The organism is Bradyrhizobium sp. BLXBL-01, from assembly GCF_051853025.1.
Lineage (GTDB): Bacteria > Pseudomonadota > Alphaproteobacteria > Rhizobiales > Xanthobacteraceae > Bradyrhizobium.
Genome location: NZ_CP182471.1, coordinates 81,589 through 105,688 on the forward strand (window position 1 = coordinate 81,589; position 24,100 = coordinate 105,688).

Here is a 24,100-nt window from a genome sequence, read left to right on the forward strand (position 1 = left end):
ACTGGATCACCCGCCTGCGCGGGTGATGACAGCCGACTTGTGGCGGCTTCAGCACACCCGGCGAACGTGCTAGAGCCCGTCCATGACCTCTCTCCCCTCCTCCGTCGACGTTGCGATCATCGGCGCTGGTGCCGCCGGTCTCGGCGCAGCCCATGCGTTGCACGGCTCCGGCCTCTCCGTCATCGTGCTGGAGGCCCGTGACCGGCTCGGCGGCCGGGCCTGGACGGTGCAAGCCTCGCCCGAGGTGACCTTCGACGTCGGCTGCGGCTGGCTGCATTCGGCGGACAAGAACTCCTTCGTGCCGATCGCGCGACAGCTCGGTTTCGAGCTGAACAAGGACCTGCCGCCCTGGCGCGAGCGTGCCTATGGCAACGCCTTTCCGGAAAGCGAGCGCGACGATTTCATGCGTGCGATGGACGCCTTTTACCAGCGCGTGTGGAAGGCCGCGCAAACGGGCAAGGACGAGCCCACGAGCTCGCATTTGGAGCCTGGCAATCGCTGGAATCCGATGATCGACGCGATCTCGACCTATATCAACGGCTGCGAGCTGAAGGATATGTCGACGCTGGACTGGGACGCTTATGAGGATACGAACTTCAATTGGCGCGTTCGCCGCGGCTACGGCGCGCTGATTGCGGCTTATGGTGCGCCCTGCCCGGTGGCGCTGAACTGCAACGTCACGCTGATCGATCACTCGGACAAGCGCATCCGCATCGAGACGTCCCAGGGCACGCTGACCGCGGACAAGGTGATCGTCACCGTGCCGACCAATCTGATCGCCGATGAAGCGATCCGCTTCTCACCGCCGCTCCCCGCAAAGGTGAACGCAGCGGCCGGCCTGCCGCTCGGCGTCGACGACAAGGTGACACTGGGGCTCGACGACGCCGAGGCTTTCCCGAAGGAGGGCAACTTACGCGGCGCCACCATGCGCACCGACATGGGCACCTACCACATCCGCCCGTTCGGCCAGCCCTGCATCGAGGGCTTTTTCGGCGGCAGCTTTGCCCGCGAGCTGGAAGATGCCGGTGACGGCGCCATCGCCGCGCAAGCTATCAACGAGATCGCGGGTTTCCTCGGCAACGATATCCGGCGCAAGCTGAAGCCGCTCTGCGAGTCCCGCTGGGCTCGCGATCCCTTTGCGCGGGGGTCGTATTCGCATGCATTGCCGGGGCATGCCGGAGATCGCGCTGTGCTGGCCGCGCCGGTGGATGGGCGATTATTTTTTGCGGGGGAAGCGACGTCCCCAACGTTCTTCACGACGGCGCATGGCGCGCGGGACAGTGGCGAGCGGGCGGCGGGGGAAGTGCTCGCGACTCTGGGCAAGTCGTAGCTCCACACTTCCGTCATTGCGAGCGTAGCGAAGCAATCCAGACTGCCACCGCGGAGAGATTCTGGATTGCTTCGCTGCGCTCGCAATGACGAATTATTCGATCACCCGCGCCCGCAAATCCGCGTCGGGCACGAAGCAGGCATCGTACTTGCCGAAGATGCGATAGCGGTTGCGCGCGACGAGACTGTACACGAAGTCCCGCAGCGGCTTCGGCACGGCGAACAGCCCACGCACCCAGCCCCAGCCGGGGAGTTGCGACAGCACCGTCAGCGCAGCATCCGACTTCATGAACACTTCGCCGCCATGGATCACCGCATTGGTATCGGGATCATCGGGGTCGATACCGAACGTGCGCGCCAACCGCGCCCCATAGTCCGACTGGATCGGCGTGAAGCGAAAGCGCCTCGCCTCATCGCGCGCCGCAACGAACCGTACCCAGCGTGAGCAGAAGATGCAGATGCCGTCGAACAGGATAACGTCATCGTCGGGCCATTTTGGCATCAGACTCTCTTTTTGACGCGTTTTCTTCATGCGAACCGGAATCCACTTCGCTCGAAAACGCTATCGATTATCCAGGATGAGCAACGCAACGAGCATCAGCACGATCGCCGGCCCGGTTTTCACCAGCGCGCCGAGCGGTTCGATCCACAGGTCGGGCGTCAGGATCGCCGCGCCCACCATATACCCGAGCGAGGCGACGATTCCCGTGACGAGCCCGACCGCCGCGGTGCGGCGGAAGGCGATCAATACGCCGATGCTCATGTCCATCAGGCTGGTGCCGATGGTGATGGGATCGACCAGCGCGGGCGGAAAATTGTGCGCGCTCAAGATGCCGGCGGCGGCAGGATAGGACACGAACAAGGCGATGAAACCGGAGACGACCCAGAACGCGACCAGGCTTGCGAAGATCAGTGCCTTGACCAGAAACAGGCGCGCGAACCATTTGTCCTGGATGCTGGCAGGATGGCGTCCGATCGTCTCAGGCAGCGTCTTCGGCGCGATGCCCGTCGCGGCGATCCACGCTGACGGATCGCCTGTCACGCCGCGACGGAGCTCGGCAATGGCGGTGGAGCGCATCGGCGGCATCCAGCCGAGATGGCTGGCGATATCACCGAGTTTCGCGCCGAGATCGAGCATGAGGCGCGGCATCGCGATGCGCGGCCAGCCGGCCGTGCCGAATGCAAGGCGAAACGGCTTGATGACGCCGGCCATGGTGACCGGTTCGGCCGCCATCAGGTCCCAGCTCACCGCCCTTAACGAGGCACCGTCGATGTCGCATGCCGCGAGCCAGGCGATGGTCACCGAAATATCCTCGATCGCCACGGGCTGGAATGGCGTTGCCATTTCCTTGGCCGGCAAATCGATCGGAAAGGCAGCAAGCGTGCGGAGCATGGCGCTGCCGCCATAGGCTGAGGGTGCGACCACGAAGCCGGGCCGCAGGATGGCATGGGGAATGCCGCTAGCCCCGATCAGGCGCTCGGCCTCGCGCTTGGTCGTGGCGAAGGCGGTGCGATCCGCCTCCGCGGCGCCGGGGATCGAGATGTGCACCAGTCGGATTGCGCGGCCGCAGCCGCCGATCGCCTGAAGCAGCCGCGCGACGAAATCGCGATGCACCGCGCTCGTGTTGCTGCCGGGGCCATCCTGGAGCACGCCGAGGCAGTTCACGACGACGTCCACCGCATGCTCGCTGAGGAAACGCATCAGCGCGGCCGCGTCGAGGATGAGGATCGGCAGCTCGATGTCCAGCGCGCTCATCCTCTGCGCCGGCGACAGGCTCCGCGCCACGCCGACGACGCGAAAGCCCCGCGTGCGCAGATCGTCGGTGACGAAGCGGCCGATCAGGCCGGAGGCGCCGAGCACGAGAATGGTGCGCTGGTTCATCACGTGTCTCAAAACGGTTTCGCGATCATCAGCCACAGGATCAGCACGGTCGCGCCGAAGCCGGGGAAGCCGAACGCGAACCAACGGCAGAACAGCACGAAATAGCGCTGTGGCAGCGCACTGCGCTGCGCAGCAGCCTTGCGCGCGAGGTCGCGCATCTCGATCTGCATGAACACCACCGGCACCCAGAACAACCCGGCAATCGCATAGAGCGCGAGTGAGGCCAGCAGCCAGCGCTCCGCGACCGACGTCGCCGACAGCATCATCAGCACGCCGCCGCTGACCGGCTGGAGGATCACGGCCGACAGCGTGAAGATCGCGTCCGCGATGACGACGACCGAAGCGGTACGGGCGATGAACTCCGGATCCTGCGTGCGATGCGCCATCAGCATGAAGAAGGCGATGCCGGTCCCGGTGCCGAGAATGACGATGGCGCCGAGCACGTGAACAAATTTGACCAGGAAATACAGCGTCATGGCTTCTTGGTCGCCACAGGCTTGGGCGGGTTCAGCACGCGCGCGAGCTCGCTGCCGGCGGCTTTGACGCCGGCTTCGGTTTCGATCAGCCAATGGCCTTCGCTGCCGACGGCCGGCAGCGGGCGAAACTCGGCCTTGCCGCCAGTGCCGCGAAACGCATCGACGAGTTTGTGCGAGAATGCAGGCGCAAAATAGCTGTCATTGCGCGCAACAAGCCAGGTGACGGGAATGCGCGCGGTCTTGCCGAACTCCGCTGCCGCGGCGAGCAGCGTATGCGGCGCGCAGATTCTGTTCGGCTCATCATTGGCATGGCCGCCGCGTCCCGGAGCAAACACCGTGATGGCGGAGATCACCTTCGGATCGGCATTGGCAAGCGCCAGCGCACCCCATCCGCCGGCGGAATGGCCGATCACGATCGCGCCATCCTTGCGGATGAAATCCTGCTTTTGCAGATGAACCAGCGCCCGCGAGATTGCGTCGGCCGTTGCGCGGCCCGAGCGTGCGTAATCGGCTTCGTCGCAACCGCCCTGATCCTCGAGGTAGCGGCCGCCGGTTGCACCATGGCCGGGCCGCTCCGGCACCAGCACGGCAAAGCCGCGCGCGACGAGATAGGCGGCAAGCGGACGGTATTCCGGCTGCGGCATTTGCGCCCGACGCAACGTGTTCTGCGTCGAGGCGTGGGCGATCACCGCGAGCCGGAACGGACCTGGGCCGGAGGGGCGAAACAGCACGGCATGCGCGGCAAGGTCGGTATCCGGCGTGGGCACGCGCCAGTCCTGCCGACGCAACGGCGCGCCCTCCTCTCCCGATGGACCAAACCTGACCTGCGCACACAGAGGCGGCGCAGTCAGCAAAGCCAGCAGAGGCAGGAGCGCGATGATGTTGAGGAGCCGCATGAATTGCCGAGAGCGAGCGCGAACAGCGACAGCCAGATTAGTAGGAACGAATCATTATCGGCCGACTTTCTGCGGTGCCATTGCCGTCCCCTCGTTGCCGCGACGTAGTTTTGCACCGACGCCGGCCCTGCGGTTGGCGTTTGACATGGCGGCTTGTCCTCTTTCGGCACAACATGGCCGAAATACTGATGCAGAAAGTCCACAGGTTAACCGATAATTAACGATAGGTCTTGCCGCCGACGCGGCGACTTGGTTTGATCGCGTCCATGAGCACAACCCTGATCGAGGTCCGGCCGGCCAAAGCCGCAGATGCAACTGCGGTGGCGTCGACCCATGACGAAGCCTGGCGTTCGGCCTATCAGGGCATCATTCCCGGGGCCGAGCTGGAGAAGCTGATCAACCGCCGCGGTCCGCAGTGGTGGGACAGCGCGATCCGCAAAGGCAGCCGCGTCAGCGTGCTGGTGTTCGGCGACAAGATCGCAGGCTACGCCAATTACGGTCGCAACCGGGCCCGCAGCCTGCATTTCGACGGCGAGATCTACGAGCTGTATCTGCGGCCCGAATTTCAGGGCCTCGGCTTCGGCCGCCGCCTGTTCGCCGCCGCCCGCCGCGACCTCATGCAGAGCGGCCTGAAGAGCATGGTGGTGTGGGCGCTCTCGGACAACGACCCCGCCACCGAGTTCTACCGGGCCTTGGGTGGCCGCATGGTGGCACGCTCGTCGGAGCGGTTCGGGCCGAAGGCGCTCGACAAGGTTGCCTTCGCTTGGACCAATTGAGCTGCTGAAACCCTAATCGGGCAGCGTTCCCATCCGTCGATACCGCCGGCCGCTCGAGCCGGTGATCGCCGGATTCATTATTTCACAAAAACGCGATGGATCAGCGGGCCAAGCCCGCGTATGACAGCGCCAAAATCGCTGCCGGGCGCGATTTATCCTCGGCAACAACGGAGCCTTGAATGCGTATCGATGCGGTCTCGATCGGAAAAAACGTCCCCCACGATGTCAACGTCATCATCGAGGTCCCCGTGGGCGGCGAACCGATCAAGTACGAGATGGACAAGGAGGCCGGCACGCTGGTGGTCGACCGCTTCCTCTACACGCCGATGCGTTACCCCGGTAATTACGGCTTCATCCCGCACACGTTGTCGGATGACGGCGACCCTTGCGACGTGCTGATCATCAACACCCGCGCCATCATCCCCGGCGCCGTCATGAGCGTGCGCCCGGTCGGGGTGCTGTTCATGGAAGACGAAGCCGGCGGCGACGAGAAGATCCTGGCGGTGCCGTCGTCCAAGCTGACGCAGCGCTACGACAAGGTGAAATCGTACTCCGACCTGCCCGACATCACGCTGCAGCAGATCCAGCACTTCTTCGAGCACTACAAGGATCTCGAGAAGGGCAAGTGGGTGAAGATCCTGCGCTGGGGCGGCCCGGAGGAGGCGCACAAGCTGATCCAAGAAGGCATCGAGCGCGAGAAGAAGAAGAAGGGCTAGGCTTCCGTGCCCCGGACGCAGCGCAGCGTGAAACGATGCGCTGCTGAGCCGGGGCCCAGCACAGCGGCGCCATGGGTCCCGGCTCAGCGTCGCGTCACTTTATGCCGCGCCGCGTCCGGGACGCGAGAGCTTGCTTACACCGCCGGCTTCGGCAGCCCTGCGATGGCGCACGCCGCGCGCAGCGTGTTCACCAGGAGGCACGCCACCGTCATCTGGCCGACGCCGCCCGGCACCGGCGTGATCGCGCCGGCAACGGCAAGCGCTTCCTGATAGGCGACGTCGCCGACGAGGCGCGTCTTGCCGTCCTCCTTCGGAATGCGGTTGATGCCGACATCGATCACGGTCGCGCCCGGCTTCAGCCAGTCGCCGCGCACCATCTCTGGTCTTCCAACCGCGGCATAGACGAGGTCCGCTTTCTTCACGAGGCCGGGCAGATCGCGCGAGCGCGAATGCGCGATCGTTACCGTGGCGTTCTCGTTCAGCAGCAATTGCACGAGCGGGCGGCCGACCAGGTTCGAGCGGCCGATGACGATCGCGTTCATGCCCTCCAGCGAGGCATGCACGCTCTTGGTCAAGATAATGCAGCCGAGCGGCGTGCAGGGCGACAGCGCATCGAAGCCGCCGGCGAGCCGGCCAGCATTGTTCGGATGCAGCCCGTCGACGTCCTTGCCGGGATCGATGGCGTTGATGACGGCCTCGGTGTTCAATCCCTTCGGCAACGGCAATTGCACGAGAATGCCGTGCACGGCGGGATCGCGGTTGAGCTTTGCGACCAGCGCCAGCAGATCTGCCTGCGAGACGTCGGCCGGCAGCTTGTGCTCGAACGAGGCCATGCCCGCGGCCTGAGTCTGGGTGTGTTTTGAGCGGACATAGACCTCGCTGGCGGGGTCATTGCCGACCAGGACCACAGCAAGGCCCGGCACCAGGTTGTGCTCGCGCTTGACGCGGGCGACCTCCTCAGTGACGCGGCCACGGAGTTCTGCCGCAATGACTTTTCCATCGATGATCTCAGCGGTCATGTCAGTTCCCTCAGTCCTTCGATTTGGCCGATACAAGCTGGCGCAGGGCTTCGCCGAGCCGCGCCGGATCGCCGTCGACTGCGATCTGCTTCAGCCGCGACGTGGCTCCGGATAGCAATTTCACGCTGGCCTTGGGCACGTCGAGTGATTTCGCCAGCAGCAGCAGAACGGCCTTGTTGGCCTCGCCGCCATCGGCGATGGCGCGCACCCGCACCTTGAGCACGCTGCGGCCATCCGAAAGTTGCTCGATCCCGTCGATGTCGTCGCGGCCGCCGCGCGGCGTCACCCGCAGCGCAATGCTGATCCCTGCGGCCGAGTAGCGCCAAGCCTCCTGACAACAAGGCTCCTTGTTGGCAACCAAGGCGCTCCCGCCCGCTTAGATCACGTTCGGGTAGATGTAGTACAGAATCACCCGCTCGATGAACATGATGATCAGGATCAGGATGATCGGCGAGATGTCGAGACCGCCGAGACTGGGCAGGAAATTGCGAATCGGCGCGAGCAGCGGCTCGGTGATCCGGTACAGGAACTCCGCCACCGCCGAGACGAACTGGTTGCGGGTGTTGACCACGTTGAAGGCGATCAGCCAGGACAGGATCGCGGAGGCGATCAGCAGCCAGACGTAGAGATCGAGCACGATGATGACGATGTCGAGAACGGCACGCATGGCTTTTGAGGCCTCTGGCTTTTGAAAACTCTGGCTCGGTCGGGATTGACGCCCCGTTTGCTAGATATCGGTTCCCCCCGGCCCAAACAAGGGAAGTCGGCGCCCGGATGGCTAAAACCCGGTTACACGCGTCCTTGACTTGACCTTGGCGGAGACTTAAATGGCGCCCGGTTGTCGGCCGCGTTCACCAGAGCGGCCAGCAAAGGGGCCATAGCTCAGCTGGGAGAGCGCGTCGTTCGCAATGACGAGGTCGGCGGTTCGATCCCGCCTGGCTCCACCACGCTTCGCCCTTCGGGCTACGCTTGGCGCAGCCACGTCGGAGCCCGAAGGACGAAGCGTGGTGTCCGGCGTAGCCCAAAGGGCGAAGACGCCAGATTGCTCCCCCTACCTCCCCGTAAACCTCGGCGGCCGCTTCTCCATGAAGCTCGCTACACCCTCGCGGAAATCGCTCCCGTTCAGTGCCACCATCATCTCGCGGTTGGCCTCGATCGTCGCCTCGGCCAGCGTCTGGAACGGCACCTCGTAGAGCTGGCGCTTGATCACGGCCATCGCGCTCGGCGAGACGAAATCGGCGAGATCGCGTGCGTAAGCATAGGTTTCCTCGCGCAGCTTCTCCGGCGAACACAGCCGGTTGACCAAGCCCATCCGCAACGCCTCATCGCTGGAGACGCGCCGCGCCGAGAGCAACAGATCCAGCGCATTGGCGTGGCCGACGATGCGCGGCAGCATCCAGCTGATGCCGTGCTCGGCGATCAGGCCGCGCCGCGCGAAGGCGGTGGTGAACACGGTGTTGTCGGCGGCAAAGCGCAGGTCGCAATAGAGCGCATGCACGAGACCGATGCCGGCCGTGGCGCCATTCAGCATCGCGATGACCGGCTTCTTGATCGAAGGATAGTAGCCGTACCGCGTCTGCCAGTCCGGCCGGCGATTCATGTCGAACGGCGGCAGGTTCGAGGCACGCCTGACGTCGTTGGGATCGAGGCCCTTCAGCGCATCCATGTCGGCGCCGGCGCAGAAGGCGCGGCCCGCGCCGGTGAGGACGATGACGCGGACATTGTCGTCGGCGTTCGACGCCTCCATCGCGTGGCGCACGTCGCGCTCCATGATCGGCGTCCATGCATTCATTCGATCGGGGCGATTGAGCGTGATGGTCGCGATCTTGTCGCTCACCTCATAGAGAATGTGTTCGTAGGCCACGGCGCTCTCCCTTGCTTGCCGGCACGCATTGGTGCGCGATCGTTTGAAGAGAGCCTAGCATATCCAGGGAAGAGGCAAGGACTTGCGCGAAGGCGCGATCACTCGGCGGCTTGCGCCAGCACCGGCCGGCGCTCCAGCCAGCCGTCGATGAAATGATCGAGCCAGGCGCGTTCGGCGACATCGTAGACGGCACGATCCGCGAAATGATGATGCCGCTGCCGCGCCCCAGGCGCGCTGAAGCCGTCGTAGCCGCGCGTGGTCCAGCGGCACATCATCGCGAAGGTCACATCGGGGTGGAACTGCACACCGAAAGCATTGCCGGCGCGGAACGCCTGCACCGGGAAATCATCGCCTTCGGCGAGCAAGTCGGCACCGAGCGGCAGCTCAAAGCCCTCGCGATGCCAATGATAGACCTGCGCCGGCCAATGCGGGCAGAGCGCGCGGCCTGCGGCGGTCGGCCTGATCGGATAGTAGCCGATCTGGGTCAGCGCCTGCGCATGCGGCGCGACACGGGCCCCGAGCTGCATCGCCAACATCTGCGCACCGAGGCAAATGCCGAGCAACGGCCGCTGTTCGCGGAGCGGAATTTCGATCCAGTCGATCTCGCGACGGATGTAATCGTCGGGATCGTTGGCGCTCATCGGGCCGCCGAAGATCACGGCGCCGGCGTGCTGATCGAGCGTCTCGGGCAGGGGATCGCCGAAGCGGGGACGGCGGATGTCGAGGCGATGGCCGAGCGCGCGCAGCGCATTGCCGACGCGGCCGGGCGTCGAGCACTCCTGATGCAGGACGATCAGAACCGGCAGCCGGGTTTCAGCGGCGGCGGCGCGCGGCGCCCTCTGAGGGAAGGCGACCACCTCTGCGCCACCAAACCTGTCCGTCCGGAACGACATGGCCTCTGCGAGTGCTATCGGTTCAGACCGCCAGCATAGCTAAGCGATAGTTAACATCGTGTGAGTTTGCGCACACACGCCGCGTGCTTGAAGCAAGCTCCGGGCCACTACGGACGCGGGCGGCGTTATTCAGCGCCGCTGCCTCTGGAACCGGCTGGTGGCGGCCAGGATGAAGCCACGCGGAAAGAAGCGCAGCGCGAGCGGCACAATCTTGATGCCGAAACCCGGCAGCACTGCCCGTTTGTTGGCCATCAGGCCGCGATACGCCTCCCGCGCAACTTCGGCGGCAGAAACGTTGAGCATGGCCGTATCATGTTGCGAGCCAACACCAGCGCGGGCCTGGAATTCCGTGGGCACCGGGCCCGGGCAGAGCACGGTGACGCGGACGCCGCGGGGCGCGAGCTCCGCCCGCAATGCTTCGGTGAAGGAGATCACATAGGCCTTGGACGCGTAGTAGACGGCCATGCCGGGGCCGGGCAGGAAGCCTGCAACCGAGCCGACGTTGAGAAGACCGCCCTTGTTCCGGACGAGTTGATCGGCGAAGCGCAGCGACAGATCCGTCAGGGCCCGGACGTTGACGTCGACGATGCCGAGCTGCGTGTCGTGATCGCGCTCGATGGCATCGCCGAACACGCCGAAACCGGCATTGTTGACGAGATGATCGAGCTCGACGCCTTCGGCGGCAAGTGCTGCGGCGATCCTCTCGCCGGCATCCGCGTTCTCGAGGTCGCAGGCGATCACGATCGGCTTCTTGCCGCCCCTGGCGGCGAGCTCGCTCGCGAGCGCTTCGAGCCGATCCACCCGTCTCGCGGTCAATGCGAGGCGATGTCCATTGGCGGCAAACACACGCGCCAGCTCCATCCCGATGCCCGCCGAGGCACCGGTGATCAACGTTACCCGCTCAGTCACGATCGAAGTCTCTTGAATTGAAGTCTGTGGCCCCGGCAATGGCTGAACGAGAGCATAGGCCGTGCGCGCCATGCAAGCGGCGCAGGCAGCATGGCTGCTTGAGAAGGCGACAGGGGATCAGGAAAGACCGGTATTTGCAGCCGAATCCACAAAAGCGGGGCCGCCCGGCTTACATTAAAGTTTCGTCATGTGGCGCGCAGGCCAGGCAATCCGCCGGGGACGGGTCCGACGGCGCGATCCTTGACCTGGCCACCGGCACGCTCCGCAACGGCGTGCTTCAGCTCGATGCGGTCGCGCTGGGAAATGCCGAGCAGATCGGACGCGCGCCAGACTACATTGTCCTCGAACTCGCTGACCTCTCCGTCGGCATAGACCAGCTCCCACATCATCTGCACGATCCGCTTGCGGCCCGCTTCGTCGAGCGAGCGCATGATGACGCTGGTGAAGTGATAGAGGTCGACGGCCTCACCCTCGACCTGGATGGCATCCGCGATCAGACGGTCAGCGGTGCCGCGGTCGAGCCCGAAATGGCTTTCGATCAGGCTGTGCAGCTTGCGCTGCTCGACCGCGCTGGGCTGGCCGTCCAGCGAGACCACATGGACCAGCAGCGCGGTCGCGGCGAGCCGATAATCGCTGTCGCCGAAGGCGCGGTCCTGGGCTTGGGGACCGACAATGTCGGCGATGAATTGGCGCAAGCCGTCGAGCATAGGTCCTACCGAGATCGATGACGCCGCAAGGAGCGCGGCCGTTACCAGCATTATATGAGCGGGAAACTCAACCGCCGCAACGTGCGTCAGTTCCGCGCGCGCATTACGTTTCGGCAATCTGGGAGGTGCCTTCGGCCTCATGACAAGGGCCGACCCGGCCATGACGATGGAGGATGTATCACCCATCTGCGTCTACAGCGTCATTGCGAGCGCAGCGAAGCAATCCAGAACTCTTTCCGCGGAGACAGCCTGGACTGCTTCGTCGCATCAGCGCAAAATTGCTTCGCAATTTTGTCGCGAGCTCCTCGCAATGACGGAGATGGTGGCAAATTCCGCTGGTCTCACGGTATCTCGTACACCACCATCTTGTCGGCGATGCCGCGGAGCGCGGCCTGTTTCTGAATCGGCTTGATCTCGCGCTGTTGAAGGATTTCGGCAACCGCCGGCACGTCGAGCACCGGGCCGGTGATGTGGATCTCCTGCGCGGTCGACAGGCTCTGCACGCGGGCGGCGATGTTGACGGTCTGGCCGAAATAATCCTGCCGCTCGTTGAGCATCACCGCAAGGCAGGGGCCTTCATGGATGCCGATCTTGAGAACGAGATCGTTGGCGCCGCGTTGCTTGTTCAATTCGTCCATGGCTGCACGCATGTGCAGTCCCGCGGTGATGGCGTGCTCGGGCCTGACGAAGGTCGCCATGACGGCATCGCCGATCGTCTTCACCACCGCGCCCTTCTCGGCCGCGATGATCTCCAGCAGCGCACGGAAATGCGCTCACACGAGATCGAAGGCACTGAGATCGCCGACGCGCTCGTACAAGGCCGTCGAGCCCTTCAGGTCGGTGAACAGGAACGTCAGGGACGTGATCTTCAGCCGCTGGTCGACGTTGAGATTGTCGGCCTTGAAGACGTCACGGAAGGTCTGATTGGAAAGCATCCGCTTGGCGGTCAGGATCGGCTTGCGCTTGCCGATCATCTCATGCAACGCGTCGGCGGCAATCCAGACCGACGGCAACACGCGATTGCCTGATTGGTTCTCGAGCGTGAGACGCAGCGGTCCGGGACGCATCACGGTGGTCCCCGTGGGCGCCTCCAGCTTGTTGAACATGATCGAAAGCTGCTGGCGTTCGCTGGTCGGCTCACCCTGGACATCCAGGAAGTGGGCGGAATGGGTGACCGGCTCGAAAACGATGATGAACTGGCTGGGCAGGTTCAGCGAGAGGATCGCCTTTTCTCCCGCAGGCAGTTCGAGCGCTTCAAGCGTCACTTCGTTGATCAGGCGTGAAAACGATTCCTCGTTGATGTCGACACCGGAGCTCCAGAACATCTGTCGCACATATTCCCAGATCGGCAGCGTGTCGGGATCGTGAGCCCCGATGCGGCGGACCCGCGGACTGACGGTGAAGGCGACTTCGACCATCTCGTCGACGGACGCCTCGTATCCGGCCGCACAGAGAGCGCAGTTGTAGTCCTCGTGCTTCAGCGATTTCAACGTTGCATGCGCGCCCAAGACACCACCGCAGCCCGGACACAGCACGTTCCAGCTCATGTCAAACAGGCCGAGCCGTGAGGCATGCAGGAATCCGGAAATGACCTTCTCCTGATCGAGCCCGGTACGATCGGCAAAATCGAGCACATTGATACGGTTGAGATCGCGATCATCACCATTGGCGATCAGCTGCGCGATCGCATCGACCACCTCTGGGTCGGCGGTCTGCTTCAGAACGGAGAACTGGGCCTGGATGTCGCTCATGGCGAAACTCTATCTAGGGTGGGTCACGCCAACGGCCAGACGCGCGCCTGTCACCGACGCGTGATGCGGAACATGGGTGAGTGGTCCGGCTGGGTGGTGACGACGCCAAGCGGGATCACGGCGGTCGCGGGGTCGGCGAGCTCGACACGGAATGCGCCGATCAGCCGCGCCAGCGCCAGCACGGATTCGGCCTGGGCGAACGGCGCGCCGATGCAGACGCGCGGACCCGCGCCGAACGGCAGGTAAGCAAAACGGTCCGGTGCCTCCTTCGACATGAAGCGCTTTGGAATGAAGGCGTTCGGCTGATCCCACAGCTTCTCGTGCCGGTGCAACAGCCAGGGCGCGATCATGATGATGTCGCCCTTGCCGATCTCGACGCCCGCCGCGTTGTCCTTGTCGCGCGCGGCACGCGCGACCAGGAAGGCCGGCGGATAGAGCCGCATCGTCTCGTCGATCACCGCGCGGGTGAATTTCTGGCGATCGATGTCGGCCATGCTGTCGAGATGCTCGCCGCGGGTCTCGGACGCCACCTCCTCCTGCGTTTCAGGATCGAGCGCGAGCAGGTAGAGCGCCCAGAACAGCGCCGTTGCCGTGGTCTCGTGGCCGGCGAGGATCATGGTCGCGACCTCGTCGACGAGCTGCTCGTCCGAGAAGCCCTTGCCCGTTTCGGGATCGCGTGCCTCGTCCATGAGATCGAACAGGTCGCGCGGTGGCGCGCCGTCCTTCTTGCCGGCCTTACGCCGCTCGGCGATCAGCATGGCCACGAACTCGGTCCAGCGCTTGCGGAAACGGGCGCGGGCAAAATCCATCGGGCTCGGCCAGGACACCGGCAGCACCATGTCGAGGAAATAGGGACGTCCCAACCGCGCGGCATATTCGATGATGAAGTCGCGCAGCGTCGCGCCGTGCTGGTCCATGCCGAACGAGAACATCGTGCGCCCGGCGATCTCCAGCGTCATGCGCTGCATGATCTGGCGCAGGTCGACCGGCTCCCCGGTTTTCGCGTCCAGCCTGGCGATGGTCTCGTCGAGCACCGCCGTCATATGCGGAACGAGGTTCGCGGTCGCGCGCGGCGTGAAGGCCGGCGCGAGTGTGCGGCGCTGGAACGTCCAGGAATGACCTTCCGCGATCAGAAGGCCGTCGCCGAGCACGGGGCGCAGCATGCGGATGCCGGCCGGCGTGCGCGTGTAGTTCTCGTAATTGCTGAGCAGGACGTGCCGGATCGCGTCCGGCTGGTTCAAGATGAAGCTGTTGCGAAAGAAGAATCGGCCCGGGATGACCTCTTCCTCATAGGCGCGCTGCCCCCAGGTCGCGATCATGTTCTGCCGGATAACCGCGAGCCGGCCGAAGAACGACATATCGTCGGGCGCACGCGGGGGAGCCGGAGGGATGATGGGCCGACGCACGCTGGCGATGTTCATGGCTCTCTCCCGCAGGGTGGGACGCAGGTAAATAGCTAGTAAGTCAGCTCGGCAATGGCAATCCGGTTCTCGGACGCAGGCCAGGCGCGTGCCACAATTCGTTCTTCGCCGAATTGGGCGACGATGTTACGTCCAACCTCGCTGGCGGGAAGCCGCAGGGTTGCTGCCGCATCCGTGGGCACGCCCGGCTTGACGTCGGCCGGCTCCTTGCCGTCAAGCAGCACCACGTCGCGCGGCAGGCCGAAATAGCCGCGCGGACGCGACATGATCACGACGGCGCCGGCGTCCTTGTCGGCCGGCCCGAGCGGGCGCGCAGGCCGCAGATGCACGACCTCGGACGAGCGCGGGAAGGGCGAGCGATAAATGTGCGTCGTCGGCGCATCCGGCGAGGTCAGCACGAATTCGAGCGACCAGGCGGGATCGACCTGCGCCGGCCCCCAGCGGCCATCGGAGCCCGTCTTCGAGTTGTGCAGCACACCGGCTTTGCGCTCACCGGTATCAGGATCGACACGGAAGACATCGACAGTTGCACCCGCGACCGGGCGATTGGTCGGCGCGCCGCCGGGCGTGCCGGTGACCAGGCCGCTCAATGTCACACTGGTCTCCGGCGCGATCGCGATGCGCGCAGGCTCACGGCCGGCGATGAACTTGTAGATCTCCCGGAACGCGCGCGGGTGGAAAGCCACCTCGCGATGGTCGAGCGCGCCGAGCACGAGATTGGTGGCGCCCTTCAGCTCCGGTCCTTCGACCGTGACATTGGTCGGCGTGCCGGGCTTGCCGATGAAGCGGCCGTCGCTCTGCGCATATTTGTCCATGCCATCGCTGCGCAGCGTGAGGAAAGCAACGCCCGGCGTCACCTCGCTCTCGCCCTCGTTCAGGCTGCGCAGGAACGTGCCGCGGCCGTTGAACTCGTTGTTGGGCTGGTCGTCGGTCGCGAACACGCCGTGATTGGGCGTGCCGCACAGCACGGCATGGCTGACATCGCCGGCGCCGCCGCTCCTGGTGACGTTGCGGATGGCGTTGCCGCCGCGCGAGCTGCCGACCAGCGCCACGCGAGGCGCGCCGGTGCGGCGCTTCAGTTCAGCGATGGCGGCAGCAAGCTCACGGCGCTGGTCCTCGGTCGAGGAGCGGCCCGCCTGCTCGACCTTGTCGTCGTTGCGCGCCAGGGGGTCGGTGAAATTGATCGCCATCATGCGATCGCGTGCGACGCCATTCGACTCCATCCGCCACAAGGTGGTCATCCAGAGCGCGCCGTAATCGCCATTGCCGTGGACGAACAGAATCGGCGGCAGCTCGGTGCCCGCCGCGGCGACGGGCGCGGTCTGGGCAAGCGCGTCCGTCCGCAAGCTCGCAAGTGCGAAAGGCACGCTCGCAGCCCCTTGCAAAATCGTCCGTCGCGACAGCTTCATCTGTTCCTCCCGGCAGCCCGCCTCTTTGCACTGCTTATAGCGGCCTAAGCACTGGACAGCGAAGGACTTTCGCGGGCATCACTGAATTGGCCGGAATCACCACGACCACTTCTGCCATCCGACATGGAAGGGGATATGACCGAGCAGCCGAACCGCCCGAAAATGGCCGCCGACGGCATCACTGCGCCCCTGCGGTACACCGTGTTCCGGCGGATCTGGCTCGCCAGCCTGCTCTCCAATCTCGGCCTCCTGATCCAGGGCGTGGGCGCGGCCTGGGCGATGACGCAGATGGCGGCCTCGGCAGACAAGGTGGCCCTGGTGCAGACCGCCTTGATGCTGCCGATCATGCTGATCTCGATGCCCGCCGGCGCCATCGCCGACATGTATGACCGTCGCATCGTCAGCGTGATTTCGCTGTCGGTCGCGTTGATCGGCGCGAGCGCGCTCACCGTGCTGGCCGGCTTCAACCTGATCACCCCCGAATTGCTGCTCGCCTTCTGCTTCGTCGTCGGCAGCGGCAATGCGCTGTTCGGCCCGGCTTGGCAGTCCTCGGTCAGCGAACAGGTGCCGCCCGAGGCATTGGCGTCCGCGGTGGCGCTCAACGGCATCAGCTACAACATCGCGCGCAGCTTCGGTCCGGCGGTCGGCGGCGTCATCGTCGCTGCACTCGGCGCGGTGGCCGCGTTCGCCTGCAATGCGATTCTCTATCTGCCGCTGCTTGTGGTGCTACTGCTCTGGCGCCGCAGCAACGAGCCGTCGCGCCTGCCGCGGGAAAAGCTCAACCGCGCCATGGTCTCGGGCGTGCGTTACATCACGAATTCGCCGCCGATCAAGATCGTGCTGTTGCGCACGCTGGTGATGGGCCTGATCGGCGGCGCGGTGATGGCGCTGATGCCGCTGGTCGCGCGCGACCTCCTGCATGGCGGCGCACAGACCTACGGCATCATGCTGGGCGCCTTCGGCATGGGCGCAGTGATCGGCGCACTCAATATCCACGAATTGCGCAAGCGCATGAGCGGCGAGGCCGCGATCCGTGCATGCACCATCTCGATGGCCTTCGCCATGGCCGCCCTCGCTTTGAGCACGGAGCCGGTGCTGACGGCAACCGCGCTGGTCCTGGCCGGCGCGGTCTGGATGGCTGCGATCGCGCTGTTCAACATCGGCGTGCAGCTCTCGGCGCCGCGCTGGGTCGCGGGCCGCTCGCTCGCCGCGTTCCAGGCCTCGATCTCCGGCGGCATTGCGATCGGCGCCTGGGGCTGGGGCCATCTCACCGATTATGCCGGCGTCGAGATCGCGCTGCTGACCGCGGCAGGCCTGATGCTGATCTCGCCGCTGCTCGGCATCTGGCTAGCGATGCCACGCGTCGGCGCGCGCAACGAGGATGCGGACGTGCTGGCCGATCCCGAGGTGAAGCTGTCGCTGACCGGACGCAGCGGGCCGCTGGTGGTCGAGATCGAATACCGGGTCGCGCAAGAGAATGCGCGCGCGTTCCACAACGTCATGCAGGACGTGCAGCTCTCCCGCCAGCGGAACGGCGCCTATGGCTGGTCGATCGCGCGCGACATCGCCGACCCCGAGCTGTGGACCGAGCGCTATCACTGCCCGACCTGGCTCGACTATTTGCGTCAGCGCAACCGCTCGACCCAATCCGAACGCGCGCTGCATCAGCAGGCGATCGATTTTCACATCGGCCCCGAGCCGGTGCGGATCCGCCGCATGCTGGAGCGGCCATTCGGTTCGGTGCGCTGGAAGGACGAGACGCCGGACCGTGCCAACAGCGAGGTGCTGCCGGTGGTCGCGGCCGGGAGCAGTACGTAGGTTTTTGCCGATCCGTAGATGGGGATGACTACTGCCCGTGATCCGTCAGCACCTTGTCGCAGCCCTTGCTGAGCCGGGTGCGATTCTGCTTCAGGCAGGCGAGCACGGCGCCGTCGCCATTGTTCATCACGGCGCGGCAGAAGCGGCTGACATCGCGCGCGCAGGCATCATGGCCGGGCTGCTGTTGCGCTGATGCTGCCGATGCGCACAAGAGCAAAGGAAGAATGAAAAGAAACCTGGTCATCGCGGAATGCCTCTACCCGGAAGAAAGTGCGGGCGAAGCTAGTGCGACGATCCGGAGGCTGCAACGGCTTTATTGCCGGGCTGGAGGCAAGCCACCGCGTGGCCCCGGCGTGACACCGGGGCACATCGCGAGGGGGAGCTGACCAGCGCGACGATCGTTGTTGCGTGCGCTCTTACTGGCTGTCCCGGACGTCAGCGACCTTGCGCGAGGCGCCCTTGGCGAGGTCCTTGTCCATCACCGCGCGGCAGCCGGCGCTGAGGTCCGAGCGATGCTTGATCATGCACGCCGTGATCTTCGGGATGTTGGGGATCTCCGCCGAGCAGAGACGGAAGGCATCGCCCGTGCACATCTGCTGCGCCTCAGCCGTGAAGGCGAAGCTCGCGCTCGTCGAAGCGATCGAGACGATGGCGGCAAAGCCCAGGGCCAGGCTGGTGTCGCGGATCTTGCTGGTAAACGACTTGGTCATTTGAAGCTCCCATTGGCACCGCCTCAGCGGGCCCGTTATCGATGGGAGCTACGATGCTCCGGCAAAACCGTTTCCACTGTGATGACAGTCACGGGAGACCCACCCTCTGTGATCTCGGTCACTTTGGCGCACCCTACTGAAATTCCACCGCAACCGCTGTCGTGTTGGTGTCACGTTAACTCTTGGTTCGCATTAATGGCTCGTCGCGCGGGAAATTCCGCCGGTTTGGTTGCGTAATTGGAAAGATTAGCGATGCGTAATGCGTTGGGCCTGATGCTGGCCAGTGTAGTTGCGGCGGTCGTGATCGCCGCCGGCGGTTGGTTTTATTATTCCACGCGCGCCGACCAAGGCGCTCCGAAGACAGTTGCCGCCCGTGTCGCCGACCCATTGCCGGCACAGGCGAAGCTCGCCGCGAAGGACGACGTCGAGACCACCGCGACCGTCGCGGCCAAGCCAGCCGCTCCGGCACCTGCGCCGGTCATGCCGATGCAGCCGAAACAGGTCTGCGCCAATCCGAACGCGCTGGGTGTGTCCCGCGTCGTCGAGATCGACACGACGGGCGGCCCCGGCTTCGGCTTCGAGCATTTCAAGCAGTTCGATTTCCTGACCGAGAAGGAGGTCGTGCTGACCTTCGACGACGGTCCATGGCCGGTCAACACCCCTACGGTGCTGAAGGCGCTCGCGGACGAATGCACCAAGGGCCTGTTCTTCTCGGTCGGCAAGCACGCGACCTACCATCCGGAGATCCTGAAGCAGGTGCTGGCCCAGGGCCACACGGTCGGCACGCACACCTGGTCGCATGTCAATCTGAACAGCAAGAAGTTGACGGAGCAGCAGGTCAAGGACGAGGTCGAGAAAGGCTTCAGCGCGGTGAAATTCGCGCTCGGCACCAATCCGGCGCCGTTCTTCCGCTTTCCGCAGCTGCAGCACAATCCCGCGATGGTGAGCTATTTCGGCACCCGCAACGTCGCGATGTTCTCGACCGAAATCGATTCCTTCGACTTCAGGAAGGGCGCGACGCCGGAGAAGATCGTCGAGACCGTGATGACGAGGCTGGACAAGCTCGGCAAGGGCATCATCCTGATGCACGACTTCCAGAAGAACACGGGCCTCGCCCTGCCGACGCTGCTCGCGCGGCTGAAGGCCGGCGGCTACAAGGTCGTGCAGATGAAGGCCAAGACGACCTTCCAGACGCTGCCGGAATATGACGAGGCGCTGATGAAGGACATGAAGGTGCCGACCGCGGGCACGAACACCCGCCCGATCGCGAGCGTGGTGCAGACGGTCTCGCAGTAAGCGCGATCAATCCAAACTCTTGCGTCATGGCCGGGCTTGTCCCGGCCATTTGCGTGTCTGGATCAGGCGAAGACGTGGATGCCCAAGCCCAGGCATGACAGCAAGATTGCGGGATCCGAATCGGGCGCTGGTGCCGCAAGAGGGATTCGAACCCCCGACCCCGTCATTACGAATGACGTGCTCTACCGACTGAGCTATTGCGGCGAACCTGCCGAGACCGAAGCAATGCCGGCCCCGATACGCGCGCTCCTGATATCGGGCATGGCCCGAATTGGCAAGGACAAGCCGGGGGCGAAATGCGGCTCACGCGCCCCAGCGGGACCAGAATCCGCGCCAGCCGCCCGCCTGCGCCTTTGCGTGGGCTTTGGGCGTGCCGATTTGTTCCGTAAATTCATCGCTTGGGCCCTCGTCGTCGATCCCGGGATCGTCGGGTGCACGGACGATCGGAATGACGGTCTGGATCGGCGCCGATGCGGGCTTACTGAGGTCGGCCCGGGTTCGGAAGACGGGCGTTGCCGCCGGAGGCGATGATTCGGCGGGCGGCGGAGCCGGATTCGCCGGCTCAGCGGGTGTGACGGCCGGCTCGTCGACCTCCGCAGTTTCCTTCGCAGCTTGCTCCGCGGTTTCCTTGGGAGCTTCCTTGGCAGCTTCCTTGACAACCTCCTTCGCGGCCTCCTTGGCCGGAGGGGGTGAATTGTCCTGCGCGGCCGGTGCCGGCACCGGGGCCACCTCCGGCGGTTCCACCGAGGCCTCGCTGGGAACCGCAGTCACCCGCCTCGGCGGCGGAGCGGCCAGCATGGCTTCCTCGAACGCCGAGGATTCGAGCGTGGGGCCCCTGTCCGAGGGCAGGCTCGCGACCGGCGTCTGCCATTGGAACGCATCGAGGCGGCCGGTGACCGGGGAGACCGGACGCCAGCGGTCGCTGACATAGCCGTCCGCGGTCCAGGCGGGATCGAGGCGGGCGCGCACCGCGCGCAAGGTCCAGGCGCGGGCTCGGCCGCCGTCACCATACTCGGTGCGCTCGAGCTCGGCCATCAGCAGCGCGACGCGCTGGGTCGGATCCTTGAGATAAGGCGCGAGCACCTCGCGCGCGCGGGCGAACTCCGAGGCCTCGATCGCAGCGCGCGCGATGGCGAGCTGCCCTTCGACATAACCGGGCTTGTCGGCGGGGGTCTTCGCGGCGAGAGTCTCCACCCGCTGCAAGCGGTGCCATGCGGTATCGCCGAGCTTCACATGCGCATAGGCTTCCGCAAGATCGGGATGCGGATTGGCGAGCCAGGCGGCTTCCACCATCTTCATGGCGCGGCGCACCTGATGCGCCTCGCTCTCGAATTTTGCCGCGAGCACGGCCGCCGGCACCAGGGTCGGGGCGAGCTTGACCGCTTCCATCGCGCTCTCCCGCGCGACGTCGCGGTCCATCGTTTCCAGCTCCAGCGCACGCGCGGTGAGCAGCACGCCGCGCTGCCGGCGATAGGTCTGCTTGTCGATCAGGCCCGCGGAGAGATTCGAATCGAGGATCGCGAGCGCGCCGCTCCAGTCGCCGCGCGCGCAGCGGAAGCCGAGCACCGCGTGCGAGGCCCAGGTCGCGGACGGCGACAGCTTGATCGCCTCCTCCGCGATCATCACGGCGCCGACCGCATCATCGGCGCGCTGCGCCTCGATGAACAGACCGCGCAGGCCGAGCAGCCGCGTATCCTCGCGCTCGGCCATGACGCGGAAGACGCGCTGCGCCTCGTCGCGATTGCCTTCGAGCTGCGCCGACTGCGCGTGCAAGAGCAGCGCGAGCGGATCGTTCGGTGCATGCCGCCGTGCCGCCTCGGCGTGCCGCCGCGCGAGCGCGGGATCGCCGTGGCCGATCGCGAGCAGGCCATGGGTGATGGCGTGACGGCCGCGGGCATGGCGCTTGTCATGACGCCGGCGGCGCATGCGCCCTGGCATGCGCCAGACCATCGTCAGGACGCTCCAGACCAGCACGACGGAAGCGGCAAAGAGGCCGAGCAGGAACACGAACCTCGGCAGTGTCGTCGAGATGCGGAAGCTGCCCGCGGTCAGGACGAGATCGCCGGGCTGGTCGGCAACCCAGGCCGCGCCGGCCGCCGCCAGAGCGATCAAGACGAGGAAGAGGACGATGCGAAGCATGGTCGATCCCTATACGCGCCGATTGTTGCGCGAATCTTATTGAGTAGATTTGGCGAGATCCGCCATGGCATCGTCGGCGAATTTGCGGGACGCGGCGAGCGCGGCGTCGCGGGCGTCGGCCTTGTCGAGCCAGGCCTGTGCCGCGGCGCGATCTGCCACGGGCAGCGTCTTCAGCTCGCGCCGCGCCTCGGCGAAATCGCTGCGGAGCGCCGCCGCCGTCACGCGCGACACGATGGCGCCGCGATCGTTGCCGACGCCGTCGGTGCGCTCGATCCGCACGAGCTTTGAGGCGCCGGCCTGGAGACGCTCGACAATGCCGGCCTCGCTCGACGGAGCTTCAGCCGGCGGCGACAGCTTCGGCACGATGTTGAGGAGCTCGCGGCTCAGCGCAGCCGACGTCGGGATGCCGGACGATGCAAACGCCTCAAGCGGCTTGAGCATGTCGGGCTTGGCCGTCAGCGACCGCGCCGCGGCCAATTGCGATTGATAGGGATCGCCGTGGCGAACGGCAACGTCGAGCAGCGACGCCGCCACCACATAACGGAGCGGCTTGTCGTCCATCGTCTTGGCCTCGGCGATCTTCTCGCCCTGCTGCGCGAGCTCGGCCCGCTCGGTCTTGCTGGCGCGCTCGAGCTGAGCGATGCGGTCGGTGAGCGCGGCAAGATCGGGCGCGGCAGTCGGCGGCGCGGATTTCGTATCGTTCAGCGCGCTCGCCGTCTTGTCGAACTGCGCGCGCAAATTGGCGATGTCGCCGCGCAGGGCGCTCGCCGCTTTCTCCAACGCATCGATTCGCGCCACTTGGGCCGGATCGGCCGCGGGCTTGGCGGCCTTGGCTTCGACCGCGGCAACGCGTCCGCTCAGCGCATCGACGGTCGCACTGGTGACCTGCGGCGCGGCCGGCGGGGCCTGTACCGCCGGCCAGCCCAGCATCCAGCCGACCGCGATCACGACCGCAGCTGCGACCGCGCCGGAGAACGGTGCAACGACCCAGGGGGAGATCGGCGCCGATACGGGCGCCGCCGCCGACGCCCGCTGCTCTGCCGATTCGGGCTGAGGCTCGGCCTTGAGCTCTTCCGAGCCGGGCTCTTCCACCCTGGCCTGCTCCTGCGCGACATGCTCGGACGGCTCGGGCTCGCCGGCGACCTGCTGCGGCTGGGTCGAGACTTCCGTCGCCTCGAGGTCGATGGTGGGCGGGGTGCGCTTGGCACGACCCGGATCGGGCGCCAATCCAGCGTCTTCAGGCTTGTCGTCGGCCATCGTGACGGTTCCTCACACTTCCATACCAGGGTGGATCAGATTGCGTCGGATTCGGCCCGACCTTTACGCCAAACGGGTGCGCAACGCACGCTCCAAGGAGTCGAATAAGGCAGTTTCGTCCGGCGTTGCGGCCACCAGAACCTGCGACGCGCCGGCCTCGCGCAGCACACCCGCAACGGTCTCGGACAGGCAGCAATGCGGAATCGCCAGCGCCGAAATTTCAACACCTTCGTCCCGCGCCGCATCGAGGAACGCACGCGCGCTACGCCGGGAGTAGTGCAGCACCGCCTCGATCCCATGGGCGGCAAAGCCTTCGCAGACCTCGCGCGGCAAATGCTTCACCGGCGCCATGCGATAGGTCGTCCGCGTCACCACGCGAAAACCTTCCGCACCGAGCTCGCCGCCGAGGTCGCGCGACAGATCCGCGCCGGCGAGATACAGCAGCGCGCTCTTTTTCTTCAGCACCTTGGCGCGCGCGCTCTGCATCACCTTGTCGCGCAAGGACGCGGCATCGCCGCTGGCGACGATCACCTCGGCAAAACCGGCCTCGCGCGCCGCAGCAGCCGTATGCTCGCCGACCGCGAACAAAGGCAGCTGCAATAGACCGAGGTCGGGCAATTGCAGCGCCACGGTGCGGATCGCGTTGGCCGAGGTGACGAGAACGGCATCATAGGAAACGTCACTCTCGCCATGGAAGGCGACCGGCTCGAGCTTGAGCGCCGGCGCAAGCAGCACCGCATGCCCGCGTGCGCGCAGATTGTCCGCCGTCGCCTCGTTGTCGGGATGCGGCCGTGTGACGAGAATGGACATCGCTGGTGTTCCCGGACCATTT

General features: G+C 65.5%; 23 protein-coding genes, 2 tRNA genes and 1 pseudogene. 6 read left to right on the plus strand and 20 right to left on the minus strand.

What is annotated here, in order from left to right:
* Positions 1-82 precede the first annotated feature (82 nt).
* Positions 83-1,330, plus strand: a complete 1,248-nt coding sequence (locus tag ACNJYA_RS00370; RefSeq protein ID WP_212260392.1) for a flavin monoamine oxidase family protein — start codon at positions 83-85, stop codon at positions 1,328-1,330.
* Positions 1,331-1,423: 93 nt separating this feature from the next.
* Here ACNJYA_RS00370 and ACNJYA_RS00375 read toward each other — a convergent pair whose 3' ends face one another.
* From ACNJYA_RS00375 to ACNJYA_RS00390, 4 genes are read right to left on the minus strand one after another with little or no spacing between them, the layout of a single operon-like run.
* Positions 1,424-1,831 carry a thiol-disulfide oxidoreductase DCC family protein gene (locus tag ACNJYA_RS00375; protein ID WP_439401808.1) on the minus strand — a complete coding sequence of 136 codons (408 nt, stop codon included), beginning with the start codon at positions 1,829-1,831 and terminating at the stop codon, positions 1,424-1,426.
* A 60-nt stretch (positions 1,832-1,891) separates the two neighbouring features.
* Complete coding sequence (locus ACNJYA_RS00380) at positions 1,892-3,211, minus strand: SDR family oxidoreductase (protein WP_439401809.1); 1,320 nt, start codon at positions 3,209-3,211, stop codon at positions 1,892-1,894.
* Between the two features lie 8 nt (positions 3,212-3,219).
* Entirely contained in the window at positions 3,220-3,687 is a 468-nt protein-coding gene (locus ACNJYA_RS00385; RefSeq protein WP_439401810.1) for a DUF2269 family protein, read from the minus strand.
* Positions 3,684-4,583: an alpha/beta hydrolase family protein gene (locus ACNJYA_RS00390; RefSeq protein ID WP_439401811.1), complete on the minus strand. Its 900-nt coding sequence runs from the start codon at positions 4,581-4,583 to the stop codon at positions 3,684-3,686. The genes ACNJYA_RS00385 and ACNJYA_RS00390 overlap by 4 nt, the downstream gene beginning before the upstream one ends.
* Before the next feature lie 266 nt (positions 4,584-4,849).
* Here ACNJYA_RS00390 and ACNJYA_RS00395 point away from each other — a divergent pair, with 266 nt between their 5' ends.
* Entirely contained in the window at positions 4,850-5,359 is a 510-nt protein-coding gene (locus ACNJYA_RS00395) for a GNAT family N-acetyltransferase (RefSeq protein ID WP_024338772.1), read from the plus strand.
* Between the two features lie 179 nt (positions 5,360-5,538).
* Positions 5,539-6,075: an inorganic diphosphatase gene (gene ppa, locus ACNJYA_RS00400; RefSeq protein ID WP_172787893.1), complete on the plus strand. Its 537-nt coding sequence runs from the start codon at positions 5,539-5,541 to the stop codon at positions 6,073-6,075.
* Positions 6,076-6,209: 134 nt separating this feature from the next.
* On the opposite strand, the gene folD is transcribed toward ppa, so the two are convergent.
* From folD to ACNJYA_RS00415, 3 genes are read right to left on the minus strand one after another with little or no spacing between them, the layout of a single operon-like run.
* Positions 6,210-7,094, minus strand: coding sequence for a bifunctional methylenetetrahydrofolate dehydrogenase/methenyltetrahydrofolate cyclohydrolase FolD (gene folD / locus ACNJYA_RS00405; protein ID WP_260381424.1), 885 nt, complete (start codon positions 7,092-7,094; stop codon positions 6,210-6,212).
* Positions 7,095-7,104: 10 nt separating this feature from the next.
* Positions 7,105-7,455, minus strand: coding sequence for a DUF167 domain-containing protein (locus tag ACNJYA_RS00410; protein ID WP_212260387.1), 351 nt, complete (start codon positions 7,453-7,455; stop codon positions 7,105-7,107).
* 15 nt (positions 7,456-7,470) lie between these two features.
* Positions 7,471-7,761, minus strand: a complete 291-nt coding sequence (locus tag ACNJYA_RS00415; protein WP_018645113.1) for a YggT family protein — start codon at positions 7,759-7,761, stop codon at positions 7,471-7,473.
* A 204-nt stretch (positions 7,762-7,965) separates the two neighbouring features.
* Here ACNJYA_RS00415 and ACNJYA_RS00420 point away from each other — a divergent pair.
* Positions 7,966-8,041, plus strand: a tRNA-Ala gene (locus tag ACNJYA_RS00420).
* 104 nt (positions 8,042-8,145) lie between these two features.
* Here the strand turns inward: ACNJYA_RS00420 and ACNJYA_RS00425 are convergent.
* The 7 genes and pseudogenes from ACNJYA_RS00425 to ACNJYA_RS00455 all read right to left on the minus strand — a co-directional run bounded on the left by ACNJYA_RS00425 (position 8,146) and on the right by ACNJYA_RS00455 (position 16,048).
* Positions 8,146-8,958 carry an enoyl-CoA hydratase gene (locus tag ACNJYA_RS00425; RefSeq protein ID WP_172787890.1) on the minus strand — a complete coding sequence of 271 codons (813 nt, stop codon included), beginning with the start codon at positions 8,956-8,958 and terminating at the stop codon, positions 8,146-8,148.
* Between the two features lie 98 nt (positions 8,959-9,056).
* Positions 9,057-9,851, minus strand: coding sequence for a glutamine amidotransferase (locus tag ACNJYA_RS00430; RefSeq protein ID WP_212260384.1), 795 nt, complete (start codon positions 9,849-9,851; stop codon positions 9,057-9,059).
* Between the two features lie 129 nt (positions 9,852-9,980).
* A complete protein-coding gene (locus ACNJYA_RS00435; RefSeq protein ID WP_439401812.1) occupies positions 9,981-10,760 on the minus strand; it encodes an SDR family NAD(P)-dependent oxidoreductase in 780 nt (259 codons plus the stop codon).
* A 185-nt stretch (positions 10,761-10,945) separates the two neighbouring features.
* Positions 10,946-11,467: a TerB family tellurite resistance protein gene (locus ACNJYA_RS00440; RefSeq protein ID WP_439403520.1), complete on the minus strand. Its 522-nt coding sequence runs from the start codon at positions 11,465-11,467 to the stop codon at positions 10,946-10,948.
* Between the two features lie 341 nt (positions 11,468-11,808).
* Positions 11,809-13,218 (minus strand): annotated as a pseudogene (locus ACNJYA_RS00445) (adenylate/guanylate cyclase domain-containing protein).
* Positions 13,219-13,268: 50 nt separating this feature from the next.
* Entirely contained in the window at positions 13,269-14,639 is a 1,371-nt protein-coding gene (locus ACNJYA_RS00450; protein WP_439401813.1) for a cytochrome P450, read from the minus strand.
* Positions 14,640-14,674: 35 nt separating this feature from the next.
* The gene (locus ACNJYA_RS00455) at positions 14,675-16,048 is read right to left on the minus strand and encodes a hydrolase (protein ID WP_439401814.1); all 1,374 of its coding nucleotides are present in this window, start codon (positions 16,046-16,048) and stop codon (positions 14,675-14,677) included.
* A gap of 135 nt (positions 16,049-16,183) precedes the next feature.
* Here ACNJYA_RS00455 and ACNJYA_RS00460 point away from each other — a divergent pair, with 135 nt between their 5' ends.
* Positions 16,184-17,866: an MFS transporter gene (locus ACNJYA_RS00460; protein WP_439401815.1), complete on the plus strand. Its 1,683-nt coding sequence runs from the start codon at positions 16,184-16,186 to the stop codon at positions 17,864-17,866.
* 28 nt (positions 17,867-17,894) lie between these two features.
* Here the strand turns inward: ACNJYA_RS00460 and ACNJYA_RS00465 are convergent, their stop codons facing one another.
* Both ACNJYA_RS00465 and ACNJYA_RS00470 read right to left on the minus strand, forming a co-directional pair.
* Positions 17,895-18,110 (minus strand): cysteine rich repeat-containing protein, encoded by a 216-nt coding sequence (locus ACNJYA_RS00465; protein ID WP_172787883.1) that lies wholly within the window; start codon positions 18,108-18,110, stop codon positions 17,895-17,897.
* Positions 18,111-18,282: 172 nt separating this feature from the next.
* Positions 18,283-18,576: a hypothetical protein gene (locus ACNJYA_RS00470; protein WP_439401816.1), complete on the minus strand. Its 294-nt coding sequence runs from the start codon at positions 18,574-18,576 to the stop codon at positions 18,283-18,285.
* Between the two features lie 252 nt (positions 18,577-18,828).
* On the opposite strand from ACNJYA_RS00470, the gene ACNJYA_RS00475 reads away from it, so the two are divergent.
* Positions 18,829-19,872, plus strand: coding sequence for a polysaccharide deacetylase family protein (locus ACNJYA_RS00475; protein WP_439401817.1), 1,044 nt, complete (start codon positions 18,829-18,831; stop codon positions 19,870-19,872).
* 128 nt (positions 19,873-20,000) lie between these two features.
* On the opposite strand, the gene ACNJYA_RS00480 is transcribed toward ACNJYA_RS00475, so the two are convergent.
* From ACNJYA_RS00480 to ACNJYA_RS00495, 4 genes are all read right to left on the minus strand, one after another.
* A tRNA-Thr gene (locus ACNJYA_RS00480) sits at positions 20,001-20,076 on the minus strand.
* Positions 20,077-20,175: 99 nt separating this feature from the next.
* The gene (locus tag ACNJYA_RS00485) at positions 20,176-22,011 is read right to left on the minus strand and encodes a heme biosynthesis protein HemY (protein WP_439401818.1); all 1,836 of its coding nucleotides are present in this window, start codon (positions 22,009-22,011) and stop codon (positions 20,176-20,178) included.
* Positions 22,012-22,047: 36 nt separating this feature from the next.
* Entirely contained in the window at positions 22,048-23,268 is a 1,221-nt protein-coding gene (locus ACNJYA_RS00490; RefSeq protein WP_439401819.1) for a COG4223 family protein, read from the minus strand.
* A gap of 63 nt (positions 23,269-23,331) precedes the next feature.
* On the minus strand, positions 23,332-24,078 hold the full coding sequence (locus tag ACNJYA_RS00495) for a uroporphyrinogen-III synthase (RefSeq protein ID WP_439401820.1): 747 nt from the start codon (positions 24,076-24,078) through the stop codon (positions 23,332-23,334).
* Positions 24,079-24,100: the final 22 nt, after the last annotated feature.